23 protein-coding genes, 1 pseudogene and 1 riboswitch are annotated in these 26588 nt (G+C 47.6%); of the genes and pseudogenes, 6 read left to right on the top strand and 18 right to left on the bottom strand.

All coding sequences use genetic code 11. The features are described from left to right. Nucleotides 1-5: 5 nt before the first annotated feature. Both ACN6NF_RS06785 and ACN6NF_RS06780 read right to left on the bottom strand, forming a co-directional pair. The gene (locus ACN6NF_RS06785; protein WP_474316324.1) at nt 6-686 is read right to left on the bottom strand and encodes a serine/threonine protein kinase; all 681 of its coding nucleotides are present in this window, start codon (nt 684-686) and stop codon (nt 6-8) included. A 133-nt stretch (nt 687-819) separates the two neighbouring features. Further along, nucleotides 820-1551, bottom strand: coding sequence for an HAD family hydrolase (locus tag ACN6NF_RS06780; protein WP_474316322.1), 732 nt, complete (start codon nt 1549-1551; stop codon nt 820-822). Between the two features lie 358 nt (nt 1552-1909). Here ACN6NF_RS06780 and ACN6NF_RS06775 point away from each other — a divergent pair, with 358 nt between their 5' ends. The 3 genes from ACN6NF_RS06775 (at nt 1910) to ACN6NF_RS06765 (ending at nt 4104) form a co-directional block, all read left to right on the top strand. Further along, the gene (locus tag ACN6NF_RS06775; RefSeq protein WP_474316321.1) at nt 1910-2767 is read left to right on the top strand and encodes a hypothetical protein; all 858 of its coding nucleotides are present in this window, start codon (nt 1910-1912) and stop codon (nt 2765-2767) included. A 108-nt stretch (nt 2768-2875) separates the two neighbouring features. Further along, the gene (locus ACN6NF_RS06770) at nt 2876-3631 is read left to right on the top strand and encodes a threonine/serine exporter family protein (protein WP_474316320.1); all 756 of its coding nucleotides are present in this window, start codon (nt 2876-2878) and stop codon (nt 3629-3631) included. A gap of 20 nt (nt 3632-3651) precedes the next feature. Then, the gene (locus tag ACN6NF_RS06765; protein WP_474316319.1) at nt 3652-4104 is read left to right on the top strand and encodes a threonine/serine exporter family protein; all 453 of its coding nucleotides are present in this window, start codon (nt 3652-3654) and stop codon (nt 4102-4104) included. 79 nt (nt 4105-4183) lie between these two features. Here the strand turns inward: ACN6NF_RS06765 and ACN6NF_RS06760 are convergent, their stop codons facing one another. After that, nucleotides 4184-4693: an N-acetyltransferase family protein gene (locus ACN6NF_RS06760; RefSeq protein ID WP_474316317.1), complete on the bottom strand. Its 510-nt coding sequence runs from the start codon at nt 4691-4693 to the stop codon at nt 4184-4186. A 200-nt stretch (nt 4694-4893) separates the two neighbouring features. Here ACN6NF_RS06760 and ACN6NF_RS06755 point away from each other — a divergent pair, with 200 nt between their 5' ends. Both ACN6NF_RS06755 and ACN6NF_RS06750 read left to right on the top strand, forming a co-directional pair. After that, nucleotides 4894-5622, top strand: coding sequence for an MBL fold metallo-hydrolase (locus ACN6NF_RS06755; protein WP_474316315.1), 729 nt, complete (start codon nt 4894-4896; stop codon nt 5620-5622). A gap of 64 nt (nt 5623-5686) precedes the next feature. Further along, nucleotides 5687-6775 (top strand): M24 family metallopeptidase, encoded by a 1089-nt coding sequence (locus tag ACN6NF_RS06750; RefSeq protein WP_474316312.1) that lies wholly within the window; start codon nt 5687-5689, stop codon nt 6773-6775. Nucleotides 6776-6838: 63 nt separating this feature from the next. On the opposite strand, the gene ACN6NF_RS06745 is transcribed toward ACN6NF_RS06750, so the two are convergent. From ACN6NF_RS06745 to ACN6NF_RS06725, 5 genes and pseudogenes are all read right to left on the bottom strand, one after another. Continuing rightward, a complete protein-coding gene (locus tag ACN6NF_RS06745) occupies nt 6839-7537 on the bottom strand; it encodes a queuosine precursor transporter (protein ID WP_474316310.1) in 699 nt (232 codons plus the stop codon). Between the two features lie 248 nt (nt 7538-7785). Then, nucleotides 7786-9183: an L-cystine transporter gene (locus tag ACN6NF_RS06740; RefSeq protein WP_474316309.1), complete on the bottom strand. Its 1398-nt coding sequence runs from the start codon at nt 9181-9183 to the stop codon at nt 7786-7788. A gap of 241 nt (nt 9184-9424) precedes the next feature. Then, nucleotides 9425-11326: a beta-glucoside-specific PTS transporter subunit IIABC gene (locus ACN6NF_RS06735; RefSeq protein ID WP_474316306.1), complete on the bottom strand. Its 1902-nt coding sequence runs from the start codon at nt 11324-11326 to the stop codon at nt 9425-9427. A 166-nt stretch (nt 11327-11492) separates the two neighbouring features. Beyond that, complete coding sequence (gene licT, locus ACN6NF_RS06730) at nt 11493-12326, bottom strand: BglG family transcription antiterminator LicT (RefSeq protein WP_474316304.1); 834 nt, start codon at nt 12324-12326, stop codon at nt 11493-11495. A gap of 208 nt (nt 12327-12534) precedes the next feature. Then, a pseudogene (locus tag ACN6NF_RS06725) lies at nt 12535-13767 on the bottom strand (PTS transporter subunit EIIC). Between the two features lie 500 nt (nt 13768-14267). On the opposite strand from ACN6NF_RS06725, the gene ACN6NF_RS06720 reads away from it, so the two are divergent. Beyond that, the gene (locus tag ACN6NF_RS06720; RefSeq protein ID WP_474316302.1) at nt 14268-15971 is read left to right on the top strand and encodes a methyl-accepting chemotaxis protein; all 1704 of its coding nucleotides are present in this window, start codon (nt 14268-14270) and stop codon (nt 15969-15971) included. A 110-nt stretch (nt 15972-16081) separates the two neighbouring features. Here ACN6NF_RS06720 and ACN6NF_RS06715 read toward each other — a convergent pair whose 3' ends face one another. From ACN6NF_RS06715 to cobD, 10 genes are all read right to left on the bottom strand, one after another. Beyond that, a complete protein-coding gene (locus ACN6NF_RS06715) occupies nt 16082-17695 on the bottom strand; it encodes a cobyric acid synthase (RefSeq protein WP_474316299.1) in 1614 nt (537 codons plus the stop codon). 38 nt (nt 17696-17733) lie between these two features. After that, complete coding sequence (gene cobS, locus ACN6NF_RS06710; protein ID WP_474316296.1) at nt 17734-18603, bottom strand: adenosylcobinamide-GDP ribazoletransferase; 870 nt, start codon at nt 18601-18603, stop codon at nt 17734-17736. Then, nucleotides 18600-19160 (bottom strand): bifunctional adenosylcobinamide kinase/adenosylcobinamide-phosphate guanylyltransferase, encoded by a 561-nt coding sequence (cobU, locus tag ACN6NF_RS06705; RefSeq protein WP_474316293.1) that lies wholly within the window; start codon nt 19158-19160, stop codon nt 18600-18602. The genes cobS and cobU overlap by 4 nt, the downstream gene beginning before the upstream one ends. Then, nucleotides 19157-20227, bottom strand: coding sequence for a nicotinate-nucleotide--dimethylbenzimidazole phosphoribosyltransferase (gene cobT, locus ACN6NF_RS06700; protein ID WP_474316290.1), 1071 nt, complete (start codon nt 20225-20227; stop codon nt 19157-19159). Before cobT ends, cobU begins: the two co-directional genes overlap by 4 nt. A 40-nt stretch (nt 20228-20267) precedes the next feature. Next, nucleotides 20268-21104 (bottom strand): ABC transporter ATP-binding protein, encoded by an 837-nt coding sequence (locus tag ACN6NF_RS06695; RefSeq protein WP_474316288.1) that lies wholly within the window; start codon nt 21102-21104, stop codon nt 20268-20270. Continuing rightward, nucleotides 21101-22147, bottom strand: coding sequence for a FecCD family ABC transporter permease (locus ACN6NF_RS06690; protein WP_474316286.1), 1047 nt, complete (start codon nt 22145-22147; stop codon nt 21101-21103). Before ACN6NF_RS06690 ends, ACN6NF_RS06695 begins: the two co-directional genes overlap by 4 nt. Beyond that, entirely contained in the window at nt 22144-23151 is a 1008-nt protein-coding gene (locus tag ACN6NF_RS06685) for an ABC transporter substrate-binding protein (protein ID WP_474316283.1), read from the bottom strand. Before ACN6NF_RS06685 ends, ACN6NF_RS06690 begins: the two co-directional genes overlap by 4 nt. A gap of 207 nt (nt 23152-23358) precedes the next feature. Beyond that, nucleotides 23359-23572, bottom strand: a riboswitch (cobalamin riboswitch). Between the two features lie 100 nt (nt 23573-23672). After that, nucleotides 23673-24425, bottom strand: coding sequence for a histidine phosphatase family protein (locus ACN6NF_RS06680; protein ID WP_474316281.1), 753 nt, complete (start codon nt 24423-24425; stop codon nt 23673-23675). Nucleotides 24426-24439: 14 nt separating this feature from the next. Further along, nucleotides 24440-25411 (bottom strand): adenosylcobinamide-phosphate synthase CbiB, encoded by a 972-nt coding sequence (gene cbiB, locus ACN6NF_RS06675; RefSeq protein ID WP_474316279.1) that lies wholly within the window; start codon nt 25409-25411, stop codon nt 24440-24442. Continuing rightward, complete coding sequence (gene cobD, locus ACN6NF_RS06670) at nt 25401-26504, bottom strand: threonine-phosphate decarboxylase CobD (RefSeq protein ID WP_474317523.1); 1104 nt, start codon at nt 26502-26504, stop codon at nt 25401-25403. Before cobD ends, cbiB begins: the two co-directional genes overlap by 11 nt. Nucleotides 26505-26588 lie beyond the last annotated feature (84 nt).

The raw sequence follows: 26588 nt of genomic DNA, 5'->3' as shown, positions 1-26588 counted from the left end.
AGCGGTTATGATTTCCATCTCGAAAACAATTGACTGGCACGCTGGGCAAACTCCTCCAGGTTGATGCTGGAGTTGTCCAGCTTGTAATACCATTTTTTGATCGTATCCAAAATCCATGAAGGAACCTTAACCTCGGAGAAACCGGAATAGAACGTATGATACGCCCACACCAAATGCTCCCAACGCTTGTCATCGCCTTCTTTTACATATTCAGATACGTCTAATACCTTGGCGCGTCCGTCTTGCATGAGTACATTCTTGAGATGAATATCACGGGGATTCAGTCCCCTGGACCTAACAAATTCCCTCGCCTTTTCCACGTCCAGAATGACCTGCTCTGGCACCGGAATTCCTTGTAGCAGGCAATCCAGCAATGTAACACCAGATTCGTAACTAATGACAATATACTTATCGCCTTTTCCGTAATAATGAGGAAAAAAATCAGACCCTCGCAAACGCTCATATACATCGGCCTCTGCATCTTTTTTTTCGATCGCCATGTCTGAATACACCTTGAACGCGTAGCCTGGCAACGTATCGAGTGTAAATACGGCCGCATCTGTCCCAATGCCAATACAGCGTACGCCTTGGGTGGCTGTTTTAATGGTAACTGGGTCATTATCCTCCGTACTATATACGGTCACTTGACTTATGATGTCGTCTGCCTGCCTCCATGGTTCTACCATGCGCGATCCCTCCTTCTCTGTTCTACCCATTTTAGATGAATTATTTATAACAGATAAATAGTATTACGGACCAGCTTTTGAAATAGCTTCAAAATAGGCTAGATTCTTTTGGATTACACGATATGTGCCGTGTTTAACGTGCGTCCGGCAGGAGCAGCCTTCTTAGCTCTGCGTAGCTTGAAGCGGTTTTATAGGCCCCCGACACATCAGATTCCGGGAAAGCGTTCCTGTGATTGAACCAAATGACCTGCCAATTTGCAGCTATAGCTCCCGCCACATCATTACGCCAGGAATCCCCAACGTAGCAGCAATGTTCTGCTAAAGTTCCTGTCCGTTCATTCACTATTTCGAAAATGCGCGGATCAGGCTTGGCATAACCTACGGTCCCAGACACAAAAATATGCTCTGCCGCAACATGATTTTCCAGTGTCATGGCTTTAATTTTGCTCATCTGGTGTTCTTCAAGACCGTTCGTAATCAAACCAACCACATAGCCAGCCGAGCTCAACTCATCAATTAACGAGGTAGCCCCCTCAAAAGACTCGATTCGGTACTGACGATCCAAGTATTCTTGTTGGACATGCACTGCCTGCTCACGGGTAATATCTACCCCGAATTCTTGTAAGGCCAGAATAAAACGACCTTCCCTCATATCATCCAATTCATCCTGCCCTGCTTTCCCCTCTAATAGTCCTCCTTTAGCCGATAGTAAATCGCTGTAATAGCGAATACGGTGGTAGACTTCCTCATATGGAAAACGCTCACTTAATCCTAATACTGTACGCAATGCATCACGTGTAGGGTGCAAATGATCGTACATCGTATCGTCTACATCAAAAAAAACAGCCTTCTTTTGCAAGTTCATACGCCCACTTCTTTCTGTTAAATCTTTGGATGACGCTCCTCTTACCTTGTCCTGATATTATACCCGCTGACCTATTCCGTTGCACCCTGTCCTTCCCAACCTGTATCTCGCATTCACACATCACAGGTGATCACATACACTGAAAAAACTGCATTTTCGCAAACTTACTTTACTTCTCTACTGCGCTAACATAGGTATCTTGTCCTGGTTTGAACGAAAGCGTTTTATTTTGACAACACACGGGTAAAAGGTCACATTTTTGAAAATATTCATCATACAGGTTTACATTTCGTGTAAAATCACGTACCTTTTAGGGATGAATGCTTTACAGATGTACTTGATAAGGGAGGTATACACAATGGATTCCGGTTCTAACCTAGCCTACGGATCAGCCACACCTTTGATTGAGGCACTTATAGAGTTTGAGCAGGAGCTTGAAGCGAACCGGCATTCTCTGAGTTTTGATTTGGGATTGATTATGGAACAGGGCCGCGCTCCGCGATATATGGCTACACCGCCTGATGTTCTTCCTTTTGCCCACGCTGGAGTGGACGGGATACATTATGGCTTTTTAACCGATTTTGGTCTTGAAAAGGACCTTTCACAGGCTCCGATTGTGTGCGTTTCTCCCGTCGATTGGACGGGGGTATGGGTGGTTGCCCGCCATTTGCAGGATTTTCTAAGCGTTGTTTATACAGAAAACAGTTCATTAAAACGATACTATGCCAGTGGAGCAGACTATTCTGGACATGCTATTCAGCGTCCTCTGCAGGCTGTGGATGAACGTACCGCATTTGTACGCGAACGCTTTCGGGAGCGCTTTGGCATTCTGCCGATTCAAGATATGGCCGCCTACATCGACAGTTTGCGAGCAGATCGTAAGCAAAATGAAGTTGCTCCTACGCTGAATGGCTTGGGTATTCAGGCATCTTCTTCTATGAAGCGTAGCTCTACTATGGAGAGCGACTTCTTGAACGTAACGGAGCCATTTCTTTGGGAACAACAAGGCGAAGCTGTACGTGAGTTATTCCGTAGCGGTTCGCGTGAAGCCAGACTGGCCTTTATTCGCGATGCTCAGACACGGCATTTGTTCACCCATTCAGCCCTTCGTGCTTTTGTAACAGGACAGCTTAAGTTGATGGGCTTGTCTGAGGCCGCAACATACCTAGAGGAGTCCTACTATACCGTTATTCCCGATACGATAGAATCTCGATAAACTCCATAGATTCCCCAATTTAACCGCCTCTGAAAAGGCGGCTTTTTGTGCTACAATAAATGAAAACAACAGGGTCGAACGACCCGGGACGCATGAAAGAGAGCGAGCATGAATAATCATTCCTATCCTACTCCTGAAATCATTGAGGTTTGTCTGCTGGCAGGCAAACTGATGATGCAAAATGGAGCCGAAACCTATCGTGTTGAAGACACGATGTCCCGCATTGCTTCGGCCTATGGCATATCCCAGTCCCATAGCTATGTAACGCCAACTGGAATTTTTTTTGCCATTAATGATTCGGAACCTGCCAAGCTAATCCGGATCGTAGAGCGGACTACAGATTTGCACAAGGTGACCGAGGTGAACTCCATTTCACGTAAAATCAGCGCAGGCACCTTGTCTCCCAGCGCAGCCGTAAAAGAGCTTTCGGAAATTGAACGTGGTCCCCTCCGCTATTCCAATCGTGTACAGCTGATCGCTGCAGCGTTGGCCAGCGGTTGCTTTATGATCATGTTTGGTGGAATGTGGCGAGATTTCCCCGGAGCTGTGTTGTGCGGCGGTATCGGATTTGCAGCCTTACAATATTTTCACAGACTCGTTAAGGTTAAGTTTTTCTCTGAATTTTCTGCATCTTTTCTAATCGGCTTGCTGGCAGCTCTGTTAGTAATCGTCGGCTGGGGTCAGATGATGGATAAAATTATCATTGGCTCGGTCATGCCACTGGTGCCGGGCTTGTTAATTACAAATGCCCTTCGGGATTTAATGTCCGGGCACCTTGTCTCAGGGCTTTCCAAAGGTGCAGATGCTTGCCTGACGTCTTTCGCCATTGGAGCTGGTGTTGCGGTTATCATTTCTTATATGTAATTTGGAGGAGATTCAAGCTTATGCTTGCACAATTATTCACAAGCTTTATTGCCACCGCTGCTTTCGGTATACTGTTCCACGCCCCCCGACGCTCGCTGCTGCAGTGTGGTTTTGTCGGTATGCTGGGCTGGCTTGTCTATTATTCAACCACGGATAGCATGGGACCTGTGAGCGCCAGCCTTATAGCCACGATCCTTATCGGCATTGTCAGTCAAGGTTTTGCCAGACTGTACAAAATGCCTGTGATTATTTTCAGCGTGGCAGGCATGATTCCCCTCGTGCCAGGAGGAATGGCTTATAATGCCATGCGCCAGTTCGTACAACAACATTATCCTCAGGCACTGGAGCTGGCCATGAGCACGCTGATGGTCGCTGGGGCGATAGCAGTCGGATTGGTGCTGTCTGAGGTGCTTAATCAAATCTTTCACAGCATTCGTTTTAAACCTCAGCGTTCAAGGCGAAGTAATAGCTAGTAAAAAAGGCTGACCCCAAATCACTACACTGACAGTGTATGAGACGATGGTGGGGACAGCCTTTTTGTGTAGCTCAATATTAATCTACTCGCTTACCTAATATAGCCAGATCTCGCTCTATGCTGTCCAGCACGGCAACACGTGGATAGTATCCCCACTGCTCAAAGCCAAACTTCCGCAGCAGCGCAATACTCGGTTCATTATGACCAAATACAAAACCCAACAACGTTGTAATTCCTAGTCTAGGACATTCATTTAGCAAATGCTGTACCAGACGGCTTCCAGTGCCGGTTCCACGAGAATCCTCATGGACATAAATGCTAATTTCCGCTGTACCGTTATAAGCTGGACGGCCATAAAAGGACTGAAGGCTGGCCCATCCGGCAACGGTCCCCTTTTGTCTTAGTACCCACAAAGGGCGGTGGTTTTCCTGATGAGCTTCAAACCATGGAATGCGGCTCTCCACTGTCACAGGCTCCAGGTCTGCCGTGACCATTCGCCCTGCAATCGTGGAATTATAAATATCCACAATATCGGGAAGATCCTCCATGCGCGCAAATTCAATAGAAAAAGATGAGTCCGTATTCATTATCGTATCTGCCCCCTATTGTGATGATTTATTTATTGTACAGGACAAGCGTCTGAACAGCCATATCGAGTTGTTTTGCGGATTAACCCCAAAGGGTCTTATAATAGAGCTTGAACATAAGCCAGCGCTACATTAACCAATTTTAACAACATGAGACGGGAGGTATGCTTCGGAGTCAAAGGAATCCGAAGCAGCTTAATATGAATATTGGAACTCAAATTTTGATTTTGGAAGTGTCTATGGGACCTTTTTTTGGAAATTCGATCATTCATCCTGTACTGCTCAAGGACGAGGATGGACTTACATTGATAGACTCGGGCATGCTCGGCCAATTGGAGCCTCTGCGCAAGGCTATTTCAGATGTGGGTGAGGATATAAGCCGTCTGAAAAGAATTATTATAACGCATCAGGATATTGACCATATCGGAAATGTTCAAGCACTGCTGGACTTGCTACCGAACACTGCCCTGCTGGCCCATAAAGATGACATTCCATATATGACAGGAGAACGACCATTTATAAAGCTGACGCCAGAACGCATCAATCTGATGGAGCCTGCACTCAAGCAACAAGCAGAGGATATGATTCGCCGCCTGCCAGATTTGCGCTTTGCTCATATGCTTGAGGACGGTGAACATCTGCCTTATTGTGGAGGCATACAGATTATTCATACACCTGGTCACACGCCCGGACATATCAGCTTGTATGTGCCTGCACACAAGCTACTGTTGGCAGCAGATGAACTGCGTGTAGTCGAGGGTGAACTGGTCGGTCCCGCTGAGTCGGCTACGCCGGATATGCCGTTGGCTCTGAAGAGCCTCGATAAACTGACCGTATTGGATGTAGATAAGGTACTCTGCTACCATGGTGGTTACTATGATCAGAATGTGCAGGCACGTCTGCAAGCATTAAGTCAGTCAAGAGAATAAGCCATATAAATTATGATGTAATAAGAGCTATAATGAATAAATGGACAGAAAGGAATGAGACTCTATGAATGATAAAATTACCAGATTGTATGATGAACTGAAGTCACAAGCTTGGGATGGCCTACTTGTGACCGATCCCAAACATATTTACTACCTGACAGGCTTCGCCAGTGATCCGCATGAGCGTTTTCTAGGGCTCGTGCTGCTTCGTGACCAAGAACCAGAACTAATTGTACCAGCCCTGGACGCAGAAGCTGCCCAAGCTGCTTCCTCGGTGACGCGTATATCCACCCACACCGATACAGACAATCCGTATGATCTGTTACGCCAACGCACAGGTACCGGAGTGAAAGCATTCGCACTGGAAAAGGAACACGTCTCCGTCCTCCGTTACGAACAACTACATACTGCCATTGGCGCTGCTCAATATGTTGACTTGGGTCCGGTGCTTCAAGACATGCGCGTGAGAAAAACTCCTGAGGAAGTACAACGTCTGAAACACGCAGCTCGTTTGGTGGAAGATGCTCTTCGTCACGGCCTAACCCATGTTCGCGAAGGGGTGACCGAAGTCGAGCTGGTAGCCGAAATCGAATACCAGATGAAAAAACTCGGTGCAGATGGTCCATCCTTTGACACTACAGTGTTGTCTGGACCCAAAACAGCCTTGCCTCATGGTGTCCCAGGGACCCGCAAGCTGCAACACGGCGATCTGCTCATGTTTGATATGGGTGTATATTCCGATGGTTATGCTTCGGATATTACACGCACTTTTGCCATTGGCAAGCTGTCGACTGAGCTGGAAACGATATATAATACAGTTCTTCGCTCAAACGAAGCCGGAATTGCCGCCATTCGCCCGGGAGTTTCCTGCGCATCCGTAGATCAGGCAGCACGAGCCGTTGTTGAAGCCGCTGGATATGGCCCTGCTTTTAACCATCGGGTTGGACATGGTCTTGGCATGAGTGTTCATGAATACCCATCTGTACATGGAGGCAATAGCGATCTGCTTCATGAAGGCTTCGTGTTCACGATCGAACCCGGCATCTATGTGCCAGGTCTTGGGGGTGTGCGGATTGAAGATGACGTTCTGGTCACCTCTGAGGGTGTGGAAGTGCTGACCTCTTATCCGAAGGAACTGACCGTGCTGGGCTAATCTATTGCTATTCTTTATATTGATATGTCAAAAGTATAAAAAAGAGGGGCAACCCCAAGCCAATCATGGCTTGAGGGTCTGCCCCTCCTCTTCTATCAAGCGGAAGTTACGTGCGATGTATAAAATCGGTGTACCCGCCGCAGTCAGTACAAATTTTAAGATGTAGGTGGTGAACAGCAGTTCGAGCCATATCCCCCACGCATAGCCGTAAAAGGCAATGCTACAGAAAATGAGGGTGTCTATAAACGAGCTGATCATCGTGCTGCCATTGCCGCGAATCCAGAGCTGATGACGCTCCGGGAAAAACTTGCGAATCCAGGCGTATAGACGCACGTCCAGCAATTGACTGACCGCATAGGCTGTCAAGCTGGCAAGCGCAAGTCTTGGCAACAATCCGAAGAGCTGTTGCATCGGTGTCTGGGCAAAATCGGTTGCAGTAGGCTCAAATAACAGCACCATCTGCATCGTGATTGTCGTCATAATCAGAGTGAAAAAGCCGAACCACACAGCTTTTCGTGCCTCTTTAGGCCCATATTTTTCATTTAGTAAATCGCTGGCCATATACATAGAAACATACATTGTATTTCCCAATGTCGTGGTAATGCCGAGCAGATCAATGGTTTTGGTTACCTGAATGTTGGCCAATACAGTAGCAACGCCAATCCAGGCGTACAGCCCTTTTTTACCAAACAACCGATAACATAGCAAAAAGAACATAAAATTGACGAGGACAAATCCTGCCCCCCATAACAGATTAAACATGAAATCCTCCTAGTTTTGATAGCGCGGGATGGTTGCGAACCGCGGTTCATCCGGACAAGCCAGAAAAACATTATTTTAATGTATCATAGATTAGGATTTGTGAACAGCTATAATTTACACTGCCACCAGCTCAAAATAAAGAGCCGACCTTAGGGTCGGCTTTGAGTATGGAGGTGCACACTGCAGGTGTTACATATGAGATAGATGCGATATGAGACTGCAATGTACACCATCCGTCTGTCTTTTACTTAGGAGTGCGCCGTTGCATCCAGATCCATGCCATGGTTGTTGAACACGTCTTGATCGTTCTCCTTCAGTACCTTACCTGAGATAAGACCTGCGGTAATCGAATCATTAACATTCAACGCGGTACGCCCCATATCAATCAACGGTTCAACCGAAATGAGCAATCCTGCCAAGGCCACGGGAAGATTCAGGGTAGAAAGCACGATCAGGGAAGCGAAAGTGGCACCCCCACCTACACCTGCCACGCCGAACGAACTGACCGTAACAACCAGAATAAGCGTGAGGATAAAATCCCAGCTTGTAGGATCTATGCCCACCGTTGGAGCAATCATGACCGCCAGCATGGCAGGATAAATACCTGCACAGCCGTTTTGCCCAATGGTTGCTCCCAGAGTCGCGGACAGATTGGCGATGCCGTCGGACACACCAAGTTTTTTCGTTTGTGTTTCAACATTTAATGGAATGGTCGCTGCACTGGAACGAGACGTAAACGCAAAAACCAGTGTAGGCAATACCTTTTTCACATATGTCACTGGATTATAGCCGAACAAGGCCAGCAAAATAAGATGAATAACGAACATGACCAATAAAGCCACATAAGAAGCGAGTACAAACTTGATCAACTTCAAGATTTCATCCGGATTTGTCGTAGCTACAACTTTCGTGATCAGTGCTAAAATACCGTAAGGCGTCAATCTTAGCACCAGCGTTACAATCCGCATCACTACAGCGTACACTGCATCGATCACTTTGCGGAAAGTTTGCGCCTGCTCCGGTTTTTTACGATCCAATCCGAGTACTGCCACCCCGATAAAGGCTGAGAAAATAACCACCGCCAACGTCGATGTACGGCGTGCCCCCGTCATATCTTCAAAAGGATTCGAAGGAATAAATTCCAGCACCTGCTGCGGAATAGTCATATCCTGGACTGTTCCCAGGCGTTCTTCCATCTTCAGGCCCTGCGCTTGCTCCTTTTCCCCACTTTGAATCTCAATTGCTTTTAGATCAAAAGACAGGCTGGTTACAATACTTACTGATGCTGCAATCGCCGTTGTGATCAGCAGCACTGCAATAATGGACACGCTTATTTTGCCAAGGTTCTGTCTTCCCTTCAAATTCATAATAGCCGAAATAATCGACACCATGATAAGCGGAATCACGACCATTTGCAGCAAACGGACATAACCATTACCTGCAAGGTTGAACCAATCGACCGATTTGGTAATGACCTCTGAGCCAGCCCCATAAGCGTACTGAAGAATAGCCCCGTAGATCAGTCCGAAGCCGAGCCCGGTAAATACTCTTTTTGTAAAAGAGATGCGCTTTTTCTGCATCCAGACCAACACGCCGAGCAGTGCAAGCAGCACGATAACATTTAAAATAATAAAGAAGGTATCCATATATCTTTTCCTCCAAACTTAAACGTAAGATGTTTTCTAAAGTGACCCTTCAATCCGAAGATTACTATATCACAAAGCCAACTATTTTTGTAGGTTTTATTGAAATAAAAATAATAAAACTGCTTTAGCCTTAGATTTTATGAAAACGACAAACAGCAAGCCTTCGTAAGATGAAGGCTTGCTGTTTGTTATCTTGAACACAACCATTCGTTTTCAATTTATACGTAGATTTCTTTAGCTGTTAGACGATCACTGTATATAACAGTTCCTGTTCCTTAACGACTTTATGCTGATTCCCGGCGCGCTCCAACTCGCTAAACTGATCTACATTCGTAACAATAACAGGCGTTATCGTTTCGTAACCAGCCTTGCGTATTTCTATCAGATCAAACTCCAGTATAAGATCACCTACCTTCACGCGGTCTCCTGCTTTAAGATGAGGCGTGAAATGCAGTCCTTTTAGTTTAACGGTGTCCATCCCTACGTGAATGAGCATTTCAAGCCCTGAATCACTCACCAAGCCTACAGCATGCCCACTTTTGGAAATGGAGAACACTGTGCCGTCAACTGGGGAAACAACCCGACCTTCAGAGGGTTCAATAGCCCAGCCTCTACCCATAATTTCTTGAGAAAATGCAGGATCATTGACTTCACTGAGCGGCTTAACTTCACCCTTAATTGGGCTGAATACCGGGATTGTCTCACCTTTTGGCAGTGAGCTCATCGCAAATTGTGCTACTTTCTCAGTAGAGATGTCGCCAGCAGCATCTGCTGCTTGTGGCGCTTCTTCATCCTTTTCATCTGTAAAACCGATCACATAGGTAACAATCGCAGCAACCACAAATGCAATAATAAGACCAAGAATTGCGTACAAGAAAGTCGGTCCAATAAACATAGCCAGACCAGGCAAACCAACGAGTCCCCCAACGACGTACGCTTTTGTGCCAAACAAACTCATGAAGCCGCCACCGACAGCTCCGCCGATCAACGCTGCCGTAAACGGTTTTTTGAACCGCATATTCACACCATACATTGCAGGCTCGGTTACACCCATAATAGCTGTCAAGCTCGTGGAGAAGGCCACTGTTTTGACTTTGGCATTTTTGGATTTCAAGAATACGCCGAGTGTTGCACCAGCCTGAGCCAAGTTAGCTGCTCCCATAATTGGAATCATGTAATCATAGCCCAACGTTGCAATCGATCCGATCATAATTGGAACCAATGCGTAGTGCATACCTGTCATAATGATCAGGGAGAAGGTACCGCCCAGCAGCAGACCTGCAAGCGCACCTGTATTTTCAAACAACCAAGAGATACCACCTGACAGGCCATTACCAATAATGGAACCGAGTGGCCCTACAGCAATCAACGTCAAAGGTACGATAATCAATAGAGTCAGTGTTGGAACAACAAGCAACTTCAATGATGCATGAGTATACTTATCAATGAATTTTTCAACATAGGATGCCAGCCAGATCGCGATAACAATTGGAATAACGGTCGACGAATACGTGGCCGCTGTCACCGGAAGACCAATAAAGCTAACCTTTACATTCGAAGCCAGTAATGCTGTAATGTCTGGATGTAAAATTGAAGCACCAATCGCCGCACCAATAAACATATTGCTACCGAGTTTTCTAGCCGCACTCACAGCCAAAATAATCGGCAGGAAGTAGAACGCACCGTCACCTATTGCGGCTAAAATCGTATAGGTTTGACTCTTATCAGACATCCAGTGCATAGCTACCAATAGGGCAATAATCCCTTTGATCATACCTGCACCGGTGATCGCCGGCAAAATAGGTGTAAACATACCCGCAATAAAGTCGAACAGTTGGCTGATCGGGTTTTGTTTTTTCTTGGATGCAGTGCTTGCGCCTGTTTCACTTTGCGGTGCCTTGGACATGTTACTCACCAATGATTTATATACATTAGCTACATCATTTCCGATAATCACCTGAAACTGGCCGCCACTCTCCATGACTCCCATGACACCATCCGTTTTTTGCAACTGCTCTTTTTGAGCTTTCTTATCATCATGAAGGTTGAAGCGCAAGCGCGTCATGCAGTGAATGACCTGCTCTACATTTTCTTCTCCACCGACCAATGTAAGTATCTCTTTGGATAATTGATTTCGATCCATGAGGCATTCCTCTTTTCTATTTAAGGTATATAGTGTGAAAATTGGGAATAAAAAAAACCTGAATACAGAAAGCAGACAGCTTTATAAAAGCCAATCTTCTTTCAGCATTCAGGTTTTGCCTTCTTGTTTAGAAGTAGCAATCCTAAATCCCTGATCATCCATAAAATCATTGATTCTTAATGATGCGTTCGATGTGAATCGTGAGATACAGCATCTCATCCTGGGATAAGCTTCGACCATAGATCTTAGACGTATAATCTCTTATTTTTTCCGCACAAGCATAAGCGTCCTTATATTGTACCTTAACCATATCATGAAGCGAATTATCTGTATTTTGTACAGGAGTTCCGTTCATAACCCGTTGGGCAAAAAATTTGAGGTGTGTAATAAAGCGGTAATAGCTTAACGACTCTTCATCCAGCTCCATTACAAAAAAGCGGCTTACAATGTTTATGATATCCTTGACTATATTAGTCAGGGTTATCGTTTCGCGCATTTCACTGTTCAGCTGTGCATTAACCAAATGTAAGGCAATAAACGCCCCTTCATCATCTGGAAGTGTAACCCCTAGCTTGTCCTGAATCATGTGCAATGCTTTGGTCCCAATCGCGAATTCCTTGCGGTACATTCGTTTGATTTCCCAGTAAAGTGCATTCTTGATGTCCATACCCAAACGGTAACGCTCTATGGCAAAATGGATATGATCTGTCAGCGAAATATAGATGCTGTCATGCAACTCTACACCAAGTATCGTTTTGGCATACTGGATGATTTCATCAGAAATTTCAACATACTCAATAGGGATATCAGACATCAGGGTCATCAATTTACGGGAAACCTCGGTACTTTCAAGCTTGAAAATTTTCTCGATTTTCCCCTCTTCAATCTCATCGCCTGTGTTTTTTTTAAAAGCAATTCCTCTTCCCATAATGACTAATTCTTTCTGCTGTTCATCAATGACCGTTACGACGTTATTATTCAGCACCTTTGCTATCTTCATTCCATCACCTTAAGCCGCTTGGAGTAGTAAAAAAAGGCAAAACCAAAACTGACACATAGTGTCTGTTTATGGTTTTGCCCGATATGCTCAGTAACAATCCATGATTGTGAAGTTTTGATTAACTGTCATCATAGTATCATATAAACACTGAGCTGACAAGATTTTTTTGTAAACACTTACATGAGGTAATTAGCCGCTGCGTTGCACCTTAATTGTTAGAGCTCTTTTCCACATTCAAATCCGAGGAAGCACGGATACGGGATGCGGATGCAATTTTTGATGGCTCCTCTTTTTCGTCCACAAAGCCCATAAAATACGTAATTACACCAGCGGCAACAAACGAAATCAGCATGCTCAAAATGGCGTAAACAAATGTAGTGTCGGAAAACAGGGGTAAGCTAAGCAAGCCAGATAAGGCTGCAAAAGCAGTCAACTTCACTTCAAACAGACACATACACGCCCCACCAATAGCCCCGCCAACCAGTCCCGCGATAAGCGGTTTTTTGAAGCGCACATTAACGCCGTATAATGCCGGTTCAATGATTCCAAACATAGCCAACAGGCCTGTGGAAGCAGCAAGTATTTTGACTTTGGCATTTTTGGATTTAACACATACACCGAAGGCCGCGCCTGCCTGAGCCATGACTGCCGCCGCAACAACAGGGGTAATAGAATCATAGCCATTCGTAGCCATGGATTCTATTATGTTCATCGACATCATATATTGCATGCCCGCAAAATGGAGCACAGGTATCGTCCCACCAAACAGCAGACCTGCAAATACGTCCGCATCGTCAAACAGTGAAGCAAAACCATCCGACAAATGATGTGCCAGGGTCGTCCACAGCGGACCAAAAACAAACAGCAATAAAGGCACAATCAAGATAAGCGTCAATGTCGGAACGACCAGTAGTTGAATTGAATAGCAGTCGAACCTACTCAATCCCTTTTCAATCTTCGATGCAAGCCAGACAACAATAAGAATCAGTATAAAAGAAGCAACATACTGTGGCTACACCACGGGTAAATCGTCTGAATTCATTTTTAGGCCGGATTGCAATAGTTCCATAATACCAGGATGAAATGAGCAGGCCCCAATTGCCGCCGCAATAAATAAATTGCTACCAAGCTTTCTTGCCGCATTTACCGCTATCATAATGGGCAAAAAATAAAATACGACACCACCAACGTACCCTAAAACAGTGGAAACTTGAGTATCAGAAAAAAAATCTAAGAGTAATAAAACAGGCGCAATCACCTGAATGATGCCTCCAGCAATTAGCAATGGCAAGAGCGGAGTGAATACACCTGAGATAAAATCAAACAGGCGGCTGAACGGATTCCCTCCTCTATTCACTTTATCTTTATTTATAGTCGGCTCCTGGTTATCTTCTCCTTCTACCTCCAAATTTATTTCCTTAGAAAGCAATTCCCGATCCATAACTGCCTTTTCCCCTTTTATATGTATATTAAAGACAACATTCGAACTTATTAAAGCAAGCTTAGAAGAAGCTTGTAAAAAGTGGCATTCCTTATACTACTTATATTCCTTCTTTTTTACAATAGTTATAAAAGCACGAGTAAAGCTTCTTAGTTTCTTACTCCTGATAATTTACATCAAACTTACATCTAAACACCCAAGACCATAGTTATATATTTTTTGTTTGTTTTTGGGCAAATATGACTATTCAACCGTCTGTTAATTATGTAAAATAGGTCTAACCTACTTTTTAGTAAATCATGGATTACTTCCCTTTCTCATTCTTGTCCCTTGAATACAGCTGAAATATACATAGAATCCGAACATTTTCAGTCTTTTCTTCAAGCAAAGAAAGGAAAACAAGTAGATCATGGCGTGTCTAGTTTCTCATTGGACAAGCGACCTACATCAAGCAGGGCAATTCGTCTGTTTTATCACCATCATGTGAGAGGAGAATTTTCATGAAGCGTTTTAATCATTCCCTTGGCGCAAAGCTGCGAATTATGTTTTTGCTGATTCAGTTCTTTGCGTCTCTTCTGTTCAGCATCAGTTTTTATGCAGTTTCCATGAGTATCATTAATAGCAGTGTCATGCCTCAAGTAGACCAATTGCTAGAAACTGGAGCTAAAAATGTGTATCAGGATCTCAATATTTCCTTAGCCGTTCAAGCTCAGCAAGGAAGCGGTTCTGGTTCCAGCTCTGCTATACAGATGGAATCTTATCTTCAGGACAAGGTCGACACCCTCAAATTAGAATCGGCATACATTGCGGTGCTGAAGGATGATGGTAAGGCCGAAGTTGTCGCACGAAACGTAAAATCAGCATATAAGGTCAAGGATACTCTCGTTCCTGTTGAGGATATTAAAGAAGCCAAACAAGGCGAGATGAATATCAGTGGTATTTACAGCGACTCGCACGGAGTACACAAAACCGCCTTCTTTGCCATATCAGGCAGTAATCTGATTCTGGGCGTGAACGAAGATGTTGGATTCGTACAGGAAAAATCCCAACAAATTCTATGGATTTGCATTGGTATTACACTGGTAACACTTATACTGGGAGGAGTTATTTCTACCCTTGTCATTCGTAAAGTTGTACAGCCCATTGCTGAATTGGTTCGTCATAGCGAAAAAATTGCCCAAGGTGATCTTTCGCAAGAAACAAAGGTTCAAGGAGTTAATGAAATTGCTCAACTTGCCCGCAGCTTCCAATCTATGTCTGTTAACTTGAAAGAAATGATCGGCCATGTGCTTACTACATCAGGTGCAGTGGTTAAAGGGTCGGACGAGCTACTTCGTCGAACTGAGGCTATGAGTGTAAAAGTCCAGGACTCTACAGCTGCCGCTGAAGAAGTAGCCAAGGGCAGCAACAGCATCGCTTCTGCTGCTGCTGAAAATGCACAGGCTATGGAGGAGATTGCTCAAGGTGTGCAGCATATCGCTTCCTCTGCCAATGATGTATCTGACCAAATCAGTGAAGCAACGAAAGAAACGGTTAACGGGAATACGCTTGCTCAAAAAGCTGTAGCTCAAATGTCACAGGTAGGACATGCTGCTGATGAGTCGCTTCGATACATACATAGTATGAATGAACGCTCAGAAGCTATTGGTAGCATCGTTTCTGCAATTTTCGATATTACAAAGCAGATTCAAATGTTGTCCCTGAATGCTTCCATTGAGGCTGCCCGCGCGGGCGAACATGGACGTGGCTTCGCTGTAGTTGCCGGGGAAGTTCGCAAGCTCGCAGAGCAATCCAAAGAAGCAACACAGGAAATTTCAGACTATTTGGTTACCATTCAGGAAGTATCGCAGCAATCTGTAGACTCTGTAACCCAGGTTAGCCGTGAGATTCACTCGGGAACGGAAATGGTTCAGCAGGCGAGTTTCGCTTTTAACCAGCTAAGTGAGCTCATGCAAAAGATCAACGCTACGATTCAAACCGTATCCGCAGCAACGGAGCAAGTATCCGCCAGCTCGGAGGAAGTATCTGCTTCCGTGGAAGAGACAGCTCTCATCGCTGCCAACGCACAACATATGATTCAGGAGATCGGTTTAAATGCCGATGAGCAACTGAATGAAATGGAGAGTCACAGTGAGGTTGTTCGTCAATTAAGCCAACAAGCAACTGAGCTGCAAAAGGCAGTTCAGAAATTTAAAATTAAGTAAGCTGATATCCTAAAAAGGTATCTCTCAGTCACAAAAATGACTGCAGAGATACCTCTTTATTTTTTAAAAGCGATTTAGATTTAAAGGTTCTTCCATGAAGAAGTTTATGATTACAACCCCAAAATGCGATAAATTTGCTCCATGTCTAAATGAGCGCGTACCACCTCTGCGACACGGTCAAACTCTCGTTCCTTGGCTTCACGTACAGTAAAAGTGCTATCCAAAGCTGCCAAGCCCTTGGCTTGTCTCAGTCCATCCAACCATGATCGGCGAAAACGATCATTATCAAACACACCATGCAAGTAGGTTCCCCATACCTTACCGTCTATCGTACCCCAACCTTCCTCAAAGGCGATCCCTTCCCCACGCTGAATCTGGAATAATGTTTTCATATTCGTTGAGTCTCGAGTCCTGTCTATAGATACATGTGGTTCCGTGACATACTCCGTAACACCCATATGTATTTCATAACCTTCGATAACTGGCTTGAAGGCAGAACTTGAATCAGATGCAGTGCATAGCAAAAGTGGGCAATGATTAGACAGGGTCCCTTGAACGCGAACGGTTTGCTTTTCCTTTAAGAAGGTCGTGGATAGAGCTAGCCAACCTAATCCATCTGCCTGCTGCGGCAACCCAGATTCGACGGCATCGGGGTCAAATAGCACTGTGCCCAGCATCTGGTAGCCCCCACAAATACCAACCAGTTGCGTGCGTCCCGTCTTCATGGCCGCTTGAATGTCTTCCTCCAGCCCTCTTTCACGCAATTCCAGCAGGTCTCCGATGGTGTCTTTGGTTCCCGGTAAGATAATAGCGTCTGGTACGCCCAATTGTCCGGCCTCCGTGACATAACGCACGCTCACATCTGGCTCTGCGGCCAGAGCATCCGTGTCTGTAAAATTAGAAATACGCGGATACCGTATTACTGCAATATCTAATTCTTTATCCTTTGCTGACCGCTTAGGCTTCTTGTCCAGTACGACCGAATCCTCTGCTTCAATGCGAATGTCCGGTAAATAGGGCAGAACACCGAGTACAGGAATGCCTGTCCGTTCTTCCAGCCAGTCTAATCCTGGTTGAAGCAGGGACAAATCGCCTCTGAATTTGTTAATGATAAACCCGCGGATACGCTGTACTTCATGGGGTTCCAGCAACTCAATAGTCCCTACCAGAGAGGCAAAGACACCACCCCGGTCAATATCTGAAATCAGCAATACTGGAGCATCCGCCCAGCCTGCAAGGTTCATATTTACAATATCGCGGTCCTTTAAATTAATTTCTGCCGGGCTGCCTGCCCCTTCCATAAGCACAATATCATAGGTATCGCGCAGCCGATTCAGCGCATCCATAACGGTGTGCTTGGCTTGTGGCAAAAAATCCTTTCGGTAATCGGAGGCGCTCATATAGGCATAAGGTACACCGTGTACAACAATTTGTGAGTGCATATCCTTGACCGGCTTAATCAGAATCGGATTCATGTCGGTCGTCGCCTCAATACCACAAGCTTCGGCCTGTACTCCCTGTGCACGTCCAATTTCCTTGCCGTCCTCGGTAACATAAGAGTTTAACGCCATATTTTGTGACTTAAACGGTGCGGGACGGTAGCCGTCCTGCAGAAAGATCCGGCACAGCGCAGTCGTCACCACGCTTTTGCCCACATCCGACGCTGTTCCTTGAAGCATTAATATAGCTGCCGGGTTGGTTCGGGACGGTTCGAAAGTTGACAATTGCCTCTTCCCCTTTAACGAATTCATTTCAAATTGGATCACAACCCGTACAAAACGACAATAAACAGCAACAAAACCGTCTCCAGCAATTCGTTCAAAGCTCCGTATATATCTCCTGTAAGTCCCCCAAGACGGCGATTAATACGGTTTGCTGTAAAGGTTCCAACTCCGTAAGCCAGGAGCGGAAGCAACGCAAAGCCTATCCAGATTGGAAGGCTTTCAGCATACGAAAGGAGCGTCTGTAAGTGTGACCCTGCTAACGACAGGTTTCCTGATCCCTCTATTGCTGTAGCTGGTCCTGCAAGTATATATTGGCCTGCGGCAGCACCTAGCGTCACGACTATAGCCCAAAATACGGCCAGTCCGGCACGTCCACCACTCATATCAGCAAAACGCGCAGCCAGTCCATCATCGTTACGGGCTTTAGGCCAGCGCTTCATTGCATGTACCATAAACCAGCGGCTCCAAACCATCGGAAGCAACAACAAGCCGGACACATTTTGTTCAACCAGCACGGTATACAGTAAAGCAGCCTTGAGCATGAGTAGCAGCACACAAGCAATAACCCCCATCGCTCCTACACGGCTATCCTTCATAATCTCCAGCATCCGTTCGCGGGACCGGTAGCTGAATAAGGCATCAGCCGCATCCATCCACCCGTCCAGATGCAGTCCGCCCGTCAACCAGACCCAGACAGCAAGGGTAAGAATCGCACACGGCAGCGGTGGCAGCACCATAGCCGTAAGCGCCGCAAAGCCCCAGACAATAATGCCAATGACCACTCCAACCAGCGGATAATAGCTAGCACTGCGCTTCAGCAATTCCGGGGAAAAATCCAGCTCCGCCTTGACCGGTAGACGGGACAAAAATTGAAAAGCCGCAGCAACAGCCTGACGTTCACGGCTCATAGCTTATATTCCAGCTGTTTAAGTTCTACGGGAATGCCCGCCGTCACTAAAAACACTTCATCACAAAGACGGGCCATCCGCTGATTCATCATCCCGCTCAAATCCCGGTACAGCCTTCCAAGCGGATATTCTGGTACAATACCGTCACCGACCTCATTGGTTACAATGACGAGCGACCCCGGATACTGCTCCACAGCTGCCGCCAGTTCGTCCATGGCGGCTCTGGCCGCAGCTTCGCCCTCCTCACCCGCGGCCAGCAGCACGTTCGACAGCCACAGGGTCAGGCAGTCGACCAGCACCATAGGCGCAGGCTGCGACGCTTGAGCGCCGCCAAGCCGTCGCAGCAGCTCCGGCAGCGCCTGCGCTTCCTCCAGCGTCTGCCAGTCATATCTAGCAGAATCGCGCTGGAGCCGATGAAGAGCGATGCGCTCCTTCATCTCTACATCGTAAGCTTGGGCCGTTGCAATATAGCAGGCGCGCGGTGCGCGCGCCATGCATAATCGCTCGGCAAAGCCGCTTTTTCCGCTGCGTGCCCCGCCGGTCACGAGCGCCTTCATCGCTGCGCGGCTCCCTGACCGTCCGATACGCCTGCATCGGCAAAGGTCGCCATTTCGCGCATAATGCGGCACGCCGCATCAATCAGGTGCAAGCTCAGCGCACCGCCCGTACCCTCACCGAGCCGCATGTCCAGATGGAGCATGGGCTCTAGCTTGAGCTGGCGAAGCACTGCCGCGTGTCCGCGCTCGTCTGAGGCGTGCGAAGCAAGCATGTACGCCGCGCTCACAGGCGCAAGTGCGCGTGCAGCAAGGGCAGCCGCGCCGGAAATAAAGCCGTCCAGCACCACTGGACAGCGATGTGCGGCTGCGCCGAGGATGACGCCTGCCAGGGCGGCAATCTCCAGACCGCCAACCTTGGTCAGCACGTCCAGCGCGTCATTGGCATCCGGCTGATTCACATCCAATGCGCGGCAGACAACAGCTATTTTACGGGTAAGCCCCGCCGAATCTACCCCCGTCCCCCGGCCTACGATAACTTCCGGCTCAAGCCCAGTGAGCGCACATACGACCGCAGCGCTGGCTGTCGTATTCCCGATGCCCAGCTCTCCGGTAACGAATAGTCTTGTGCCACCTTTAACCGCTTCTGCCACGGCTTCAGCTCCGGCCAAAACCGCCTGTTCCGCTTCCGTACGCAGCATCGCTGCCCCTTTAGCCATATTCGAAGTGCCCATACGCACCTTACGATTCACCAAATCCGGGTGAGAGACATCCGCATTCACGCCAACATCTACTACCTGGACATCAGCGCCCGCATGACGTGCCAGCACATTAATTGCTGCGCCGCCTGACAGCATGTTATAGAGCATTTGCTGCGTAACCTCAGCTGGAAAGGCGCTAACTCCCTCTTCGCACACCCCATGATCCGCAGCCATGACCATCACTGTTTTACGATCAAATTCAGGCTTGTCCACGCCAGTAATTCCTGCTAACTGGATGGCCAAACTCTCCAGCTTTCCAAGACTTCCAGGTGGCTTTGTTAATTGGTCCAAATGTGCTGACGCTGCCGAAGCCGCCACTCCATCCGGCTGGGCTATGCTATCGATCAGCTGACGCAGCTTGTCGTTCATACCTTCCACTCCCTGCTCTTTTTAGTATGTTTACAATCTCCTATTGATCTGCAATAGACGCAGTGTTTCTGCGCAGCAAGAGCTGCGGCACACCGCTATCGGGATGCGGAAGCATCACAGGCTCCACACCATATACACGCCGAATCCGATCCTCTGTTAGCAAATCCGTTGAAGCTCCCAATCCTTCAACCATTCCATCCTTAAGTATGAGCAAATTATCAGAAAATTGAGCCGCCAAATTCAGATCATGCAAGACAGCAATGATTGTCACGCCCGTTTCTTGACGCCATTCTGCCAGCAATTCCATAAATTCAAGCTGATAGCGCAAATCCAAATAGGTCGTAGGTTCATCCAGCAGCAATATTTGTGGCTCCTGCGCCATCACTTTCGCCAAAGCTACACGCTGTCGCTGTCCCCCACTCAAGCGATCCAATGTTCTGTCAGCTAATGAAGTTAGACTCAATCGTGCTAGAACCCGATCCGTGATCGCCTCTACATCGACTCCCTTTTCCCTGCCCAGCCAGTCCTGATGAGGGAACCGTCCCATTTCTATAACTTCCCTGACCGTGTATCTTACTGAAGGAATCCCCTCCTGTTGGAGTACAGCTACAAGTCGCGAAAGCTCTTTTCTGCTGTAGCTATCGATCTTTTTACCATAGATATGAACACTTCCAGAGGTCGGCTGGTCTACACCAGAAAGCAGATGCAGCAACGTGGATTTTCCACTCCCGTTCGGACCAATGATCCCCCACCAAGCTCCTTCGTCTACGTTCCAGCTAACATTCTTTAGCACATGGAAATCCCCATAAGCACGGCTCAGGCCCGCTACCTCTAATGCTCGAGCACGCACCTTTAGTAATTCACTTGGTTCGGTCACAGCAGATCCCCCCTGCGCAGCTTCTTGTTCCGGTACAGGAGATATGCGAAGAACGGTGCTCCCACAAAGGCTGTCATCACGCCCAAAGGAATTTCCGTCGGGGCTAACAGCGTACGAGCTGCCGTATCTGCCCAAGCCATAAAAATAGCTCCACCCAGTGCAGATAACGGAACGATCATCCGGTAATCAGGACCTGTCACCAGACGAATGATATGTGGTACAACGAGTCCGACAAAGCCAATGACTCCGCATACCGAGACAGCGGCGGCTGTCAGCAAGGTAGATATGATCAGGACATATAGCTTCGTCGCATCTACATGAACCCCCATATGAGCCGCTTGACGTTCACCCAAAGCCAGAATATTCAGCACCCGTGCCCGGTTCCATAGAAACACCAGCCCAACGATCACGTAAGGTAAAAGAATTCCCGTATATGACCAACCTCGCAGACTAAGACTTCCCAACGTCCAGTACAATATTTCATTGACTGTTTCCTTCGACATGGCTGTCAGAAAAGAAACAATGGCTCCCCAAAAAAATTGCATCACCACACCTGATAAAATGAGGCTTTGGGTCGGAATTTTCCCACCTTCACGCGCCAACGTCAACACCATCCACAGCGTCAGCATGCCGGTTATAAATGCGACTAGCGGAAGGGTCCATATACCCACAAATGAAAATTGAAGCCCCCAATAAATCAGTACTGCCGCTCCTACCGAAGCTCCCGAGGATACCCCAAGGGTATAGGGATCAGCCAAGGGATTACGCAATACACCCTGAAATCCAGCTCCCGCCAGCGCCAGCGCTGCTCCGACCAACATTCCCAGTAACACTCTTGGCAATCTGACCTTCAAAATAATCTGCTCTGCGGATGTATTCCAATCCGGTGTAAACGTATCACCTAACCACGGTAGGTGGTTGATCAAAATACCTGTGATCTGGCTGACCGGAAGACTGACCGAGCCGATGCCAAGACAGAGCAGCAACGTCAGCAGCAGCAAGACAAGACCTGTCCCCCCAAAACCGATCAGTTTGCGGTTCATTTGAAAATTTCAGGGTACACGCCCTTAGCCACTTCCTTGAGTCCTTCCGTTACACGTGGACCTGGACGGCTGATCAAATTATCGTCCACGGCAAATACACGATTGTTACGAACAGCCGATATTTGATCCCATCCGCTGCGAGCTTTAATGATATCGCCGAGGGTTTGGCCTGTTTTGTCATCCTTCACACTTTTGCTGTACAAAATCACGTCAGGGTTGGTAGCTATAATATTTTCCTCACTGATTTGATACCAGCCCTTCTGCGTGGCACCTACATTTTCACCACCTGCTAATGTAATCAGCTCGTCCATAAATTCGCCTTTACCCACTGTCCAGCCTGGTGAAAATTCGACGTATACCCGCAGCTTCTGCCCTTTGCCGATATTTTTAACTCCTTCTTTTACTTCCGCTACATCTGCTCTCATCTTGTCGGTCACCGCTCTTGCTTCTTTCTGATGATCGGTGATTTTCCCATACAATTCGATGTTAGCTATGACATCTTCAACGGTTTTCGGTTCCGTTTTAAAAATCATAATCCCCATGTCACGCAGCTTAGTCGTAGCCTGTTCACTAAGTGAAATCCCTGCAAAAACGACATCAGGGTTCGCAGCAATGACCGCCTCTTCGTTCGGTTTCATAATACCGCCCACTTTAGGCTTTTTCGTAGCTGCCTCCGGGTAATCAGAGTAGTCGGAGACACCGACAATTTCCTTGTCCAGTCCGATAGCAAACAGCGCCTCGGTTTCTGCCGGGGAGACGGAAACAATCTTGTCCGGTGCTTTTTTGAATGTAAATTCCTGTCCTGTTGCATCCTTAACCGTTAGCGGGTAAACCGTTTTGCCCGGAGGCTCTTGTGCGGTTACGGTCTGTCCCGGCTGCTGTGGAGGAGCTTGGCCCTCTTTATTTTCTGCATTTTTTCCATCCGCGCCACATGCACTCAGCACAACTGCCAATATCAGCGCCAATAGACCTGTTGTCCATACCTTTATTTTCTTTACTGCCATGATTTGCACCCCTTCATACAAAAATCGTTAAGAGCGTTACTTGAACATCATCCGTATTTCCTCATTCCAGCCTTCTTTTCCTATCAAAAAACCCCGTATCCTCATATTAGGACACAGGGGTCACGTTAGCACAGATCGTGCGCAGGCGGGCAGCTTCTTTCCGCATGGACAGTCACTGAGAACACGTCATCCTTTCCTCGAAGGATTATGGTGACAGGCGGACGGGCAGGTATCCTGACTTATGGAAGATGCATGTCCTGATATTCTTTCATGTGCTTGACGGCACATAAAACAGGGCTAATGGGCAATTTTCCATTTACAGTGGCGGGACCGCGTCGGACTCACACCGACTTCCCTTTTAACAGCGCAGTGAAGGAAAACAGTAGATTCCTCACACAGCGCCGACCTCGTCTGCTGGATATTTGATGTAATGGTAGTCAAGCCGTTCTTTTACTTGATGATTATAGGTTAAAAAGAGTTAGCTTACAACCCAAACAGCCGCTTTATTCGCCGTGTTTAACCTAATGAGAAAGCAATCTTGCGATATAGTTGTGCGGTCCAGTCAACCTTAACCGAATCCTAAATGCATCTCCCGGCTTCGGATTTAGACTCCAAAAATCATGGCCTGGCATAAGCATACAAGCCAACTGACGAATTACACCACCATGCGTAACAATCAAAACAGAGGACGGCGCGGCATTAAACCCTATGGACTGAACGTCCATAGCAGTACGCCACGCATACAGAGAGTCTAGAAATTCGCGCAGACGATTCACGAAATCGATCCAAGGCTCTCCTCCAGGAGGAGTAATTCGTTGCGGCTCATCAATCCAAGCGCGATACAACGCCACATCCTTAAGCATGTCATACGTTTTTCCATCCCACTCGCCAAAATGAAGTTCTCGCAGACGTGGCTCCATGATAGGAGGCATAGCAGATAGGGAACGTTCAGTCGTCAATGCTGACTCCGGCAAAATGATCCGCAAAGTCTGGCGACATCGCATCAAGTCACTGCAATAGATTCGAGCAAAGGACTGGCCCTGCACTTTTTTCCGTAAAGGCTTTAATTCCTGCTCTGCTCCAGACAGCAAACCCAAATCGGCATGTCCCAGATATCGACGTTCCTTATTCCATAAGGTTGTGCCATGACGAACTAGCACGAGCTCCATGTCCCACTGCAGATCTTCTTTAGCATCATTCGGCTCAATATCCTGTTGTGGGTTCGGACTTAGTGCACATTCTCGCACTCTTTTCCCTTCTGTATTTTGTTTCAAAATGATGTCACTCCTCACCGCATCCATCCCAAGGCAAAACACCCCGTAGCGCCCAACAAACACAACCCTACAAACATAGTGGATACGGCGAACATCAGCCGGATTGTATGCCGGATATCCTTCGACTCCAGCGGTCGTATCCCTTCGCCCATATATGCCCGAAAGGAGCGTACGCCGTGATACACATTATAGCCACCAAGACGAATCCCCAAGGCACCTGCCACTGCTGATTCGGGGAAGCCGCTGTTTGGGCTTGGGTGCAGATGGGCATCTCGCTTGACTGTTCGCCAGCTTCTTGCAGCATCCAGCCGATACAACCACGCCGCTATCACAAGCATAACTGCTGTGAGGCGAGCCGGAATGTAGTTAGCTACATCGTCCAGACGTGCCGAGGCCCAGCCTAAATGCAGGTACTTTTCATTTTTGTAGCCAACCATTGAGTCGAGCGTATTTACGGCACGATATGCCAGTGCCAAGGGGGCTCCCCCGATCAGGGCATAAAAAAGCGGGGAAATAATGGCGTCCACGATATTTTCAGCGACTGTTTCGACGGTACCACGCACAATTTCAGGCTCGTCAAGCTGCTGCGTATCCCTCCCGACAATCATGCCTAGCTCCCGACGTGCCACAGTCAGGTCATTCGCCTGCAACGCTCGGTATACTGACAGTCCTGCGTCCTTTAGTCCTTTGGAAGCAATTGTGGTTGCAACCAGAACAATTTCTACGACGACAGACAACCATGGGTGAATCCAGGCAAGCACACGCAATAGCCCCCAAGCAAGCCCAAATGAGCCTCCTGCCACAATGAGTGGAAGCAGTATACCCGCACGTTTCAATCCCCGGTCACTGCGGACCTTACGACGAATCGCTTTTTCCAATGCTGAAATGGCATGTCCCATCCCGATGACTGGATGCGGCAACCATCTCGGATCGCCGATCAGCCTGTCCAGCAAATAGGCTGCCATTATGATCAAGCTAACTATCACGCCCCTGCTCCTCCTCCAGCACTTCACTGAGTGCGGACAGCAGCATATTATTGGCTTCGGCGTCCTTGACTGCAATTCGAAAATGGCTCGCCGACAGCCCAGGATACATGGCACAGCTACGTATAAGAATCCCACGTTGTCCAAGCGCCTGCTGAATAGCCGATGCACTCCACGTTCCCGGCGCCCTTGCCAGCACGTAATTGGCTTCGCCGGGGACGACACCGCAGCCCCATTCCGCAAAAGCAGTCAGCAAGCGGCTGCGTTCCGTAGCAATCAGTTCCTGTGTGCGGCGCTCATAAGCTTGCCCACTTCTTAGACATGCCTCTCCAGCCAGCAACGCCAATCCATTAACACTCCAGGTTACCTGTTTGGACGTCATTTGCCGGATATAGTCCGGATGAGCAATCGCATAGCCCAATCGCAAGCCAGGAATGGCATAAAATTTGGTCATCGATCGGATTAAAATCACATGAGGATAGCGCTCCAGTACAGGCAGTAGTGAGATTTGCCGTTCCAGTGGGATAAAATCAATAAATGCTTCATCTACTACCAGCACGGTACCTGTTCTGCCAGCCGCCTCTGCCAGTTCATATAGCTCCTGCTCGCCATATTGCACACCGTTCGGATTATTCGGCTGCCCAAGGAACAATACATCTACCTGCTCCATGAGCTGAAGGATGTCCTTCACGTCCGCCTTCCATTGAAGCGAAGCCTTCCCGTATACCCGATGAATCTCGGCTCCGAATTTGCCAGCCAGCTCGGCATATTCCGAAAAACACGGCTCCACTGTGCCCACACGCTTGGGAGCCAGGCCCAATAGCAGCAGCGCCATGCTTTCAGCCGCGCCGTTACCGATGCTCAACGACTCCGGTGGAACGTGCAGCCGCCGTGCGAGCATATTTTTAAAGTGGCGGTGTCCAGGGTCTGGATAGCGAATCACCGTGCCCAATGAGCTTTGCAGTGCTTCAAGCACCTCTGGTGGCGGACCAAGCGGATTAATATTCGCACTAAAATCCACAAAATCCGCCGCAGCTCCACCAAATGTCGCGGCAGCTGTTTCCCTGTCCCCGCCATGACCGTAAACCTCTATCATTGCCTCATATCCTTTCCGCCCGTTTTCAATCATTTAGCTCCATTATGAGGCTGCTTTTTGCGTCCCGTCAATGCAAATGAGCTT

The organism is Paenibacillus sp. TSM33, from assembly GCF_056099025.1.
The sequence above is the reverse complement of the archived record's forward strand: the minus strand, read 5'-3'. Positions and strand labels throughout refer to the sequence as shown.

Excerpts from the sequence above, each read along its gene's own strand:
- cobT (WP_474316290.1), bottom strand. The coding sequence starts at position 20,227 with ATGAACGACAAGCTGCGTCAGCTGATCGATAGCATAGCCCAGCCGGAT.
- ACN6NF_RS06775 (WP_474316321.1), top strand. The coding sequence starts at position 1,910 with ATGGATTCCGGTTCTAACCTAGCCTACGGATCAGCCACACCTTTGATT.
- ACN6NF_RS06785 (WP_474316324.1), bottom strand. The coding sequence starts at position 686 with ATGGTAGAACCATGGAGGCAGGCAGACGACATCATAAGTCAAGTGACC.
- ACN6NF_RS06755 (WP_474316315.1), top strand. The coding sequence starts at position 4,894 with ATGAATATTGGAACTCAAATTTTGATTTTGGAAGTGTCTATGGGACCT.
- ACN6NF_RS06770 (WP_474316320.1), top strand. The coding sequence starts at position 2,876 with ATGAATAATCATTCCTATCCTACTCCTGAAATCATTGAGGTTTGTCTG.
- licT (WP_474316304.1), bottom strand. The coding sequence starts at position 12,326 with ATGAAGATAGCAAAGGTGCTGAATAATAACGTCGTAACGGTCATTGAT.
- ACN6NF_RS06745 (WP_474316310.1), bottom strand. The coding sequence starts at position 7,537 with ATGTTTAATCTGTTATGGGGGGCAGGATTTGTCCTCGTCAATTTTATG.
- ACN6NF_RS06690 (WP_474316286.1), bottom strand. The coding sequence starts at position 22,147 with ATGAACCGCAAACTGATCGGTTTTGGGGGGACAGGTCTTGTCTTGCTG.
- ACN6NF_RS06765 (WP_474316319.1), top strand. The coding sequence starts at position 3,652 with ATGCTTGCACAATTATTCACAAGCTTTATTGCCACCGCTGCTTTCGGT.
- ACN6NF_RS06740 (WP_474316309.1), bottom strand. The coding sequence starts at position 9,183 with ATGGATACCTTCTTTATTATTTTAAATGTTATCGTGCTGCTTGCACTG.
- ACN6NF_RS06750 (WP_474316312.1), top strand. The coding sequence starts at position 5,687 with ATGAATGATAAAATTACCAGATTGTATGATGAACTGAAGTCACAAGCT.
- cobD (WP_474317523.1), bottom strand. The coding sequence starts at position 26,504 with ATGATAGAGGTTTACGGTCATGGCGGGGACAGGGAAACAGCTGCCGCG.
- ACN6NF_RS06735 (WP_474316306.1), bottom strand. The coding sequence starts at position 11,326 with ATGGATCGAAATCAATTATCCAAAGAGATACTTACATTGGTCGGTGGA.
- ACN6NF_RS06760 (WP_474316317.1), bottom strand. The coding sequence starts at position 4,693 with ATGAATACGGACTCATCTTTTTCTATTGAATTTGCGCGCATGGAGGAT.
- ACN6NF_RS06685 (WP_474316283.1), bottom strand. The coding sequence starts at position 23,151 with ATGGCAGTAAAGAAAATAAAGGTATGGACAACAGGTCTATTGGCGCTG.
- cobS (WP_474316296.1), bottom strand. The coding sequence starts at position 18,603 with ATGAGCCGTGAACGTCAGGCTGTTGCTGCGGCTTTTCAATTTTTGTCC.
- ACN6NF_RS06780 (WP_474316322.1), bottom strand. The coding sequence starts at position 1,551 with ATGAACTTGCAAAAGAAGGCTGTTTTTTTTGATGTAGACGATACGATG.
- ACN6NF_RS06720 (WP_474316302.1), top strand. The coding sequence starts at position 14,268 with ATGAAGCGTTTTAATCATTCCCTTGGCGCAAAGCTGCGAATTATGTTT.
- cobU (WP_474316293.1), bottom strand. The coding sequence starts at position 19,160 with ATGAAGGCGCTCGTGACCGGCGGGGCACGCAGCGGAAAAAGCGGCTTT.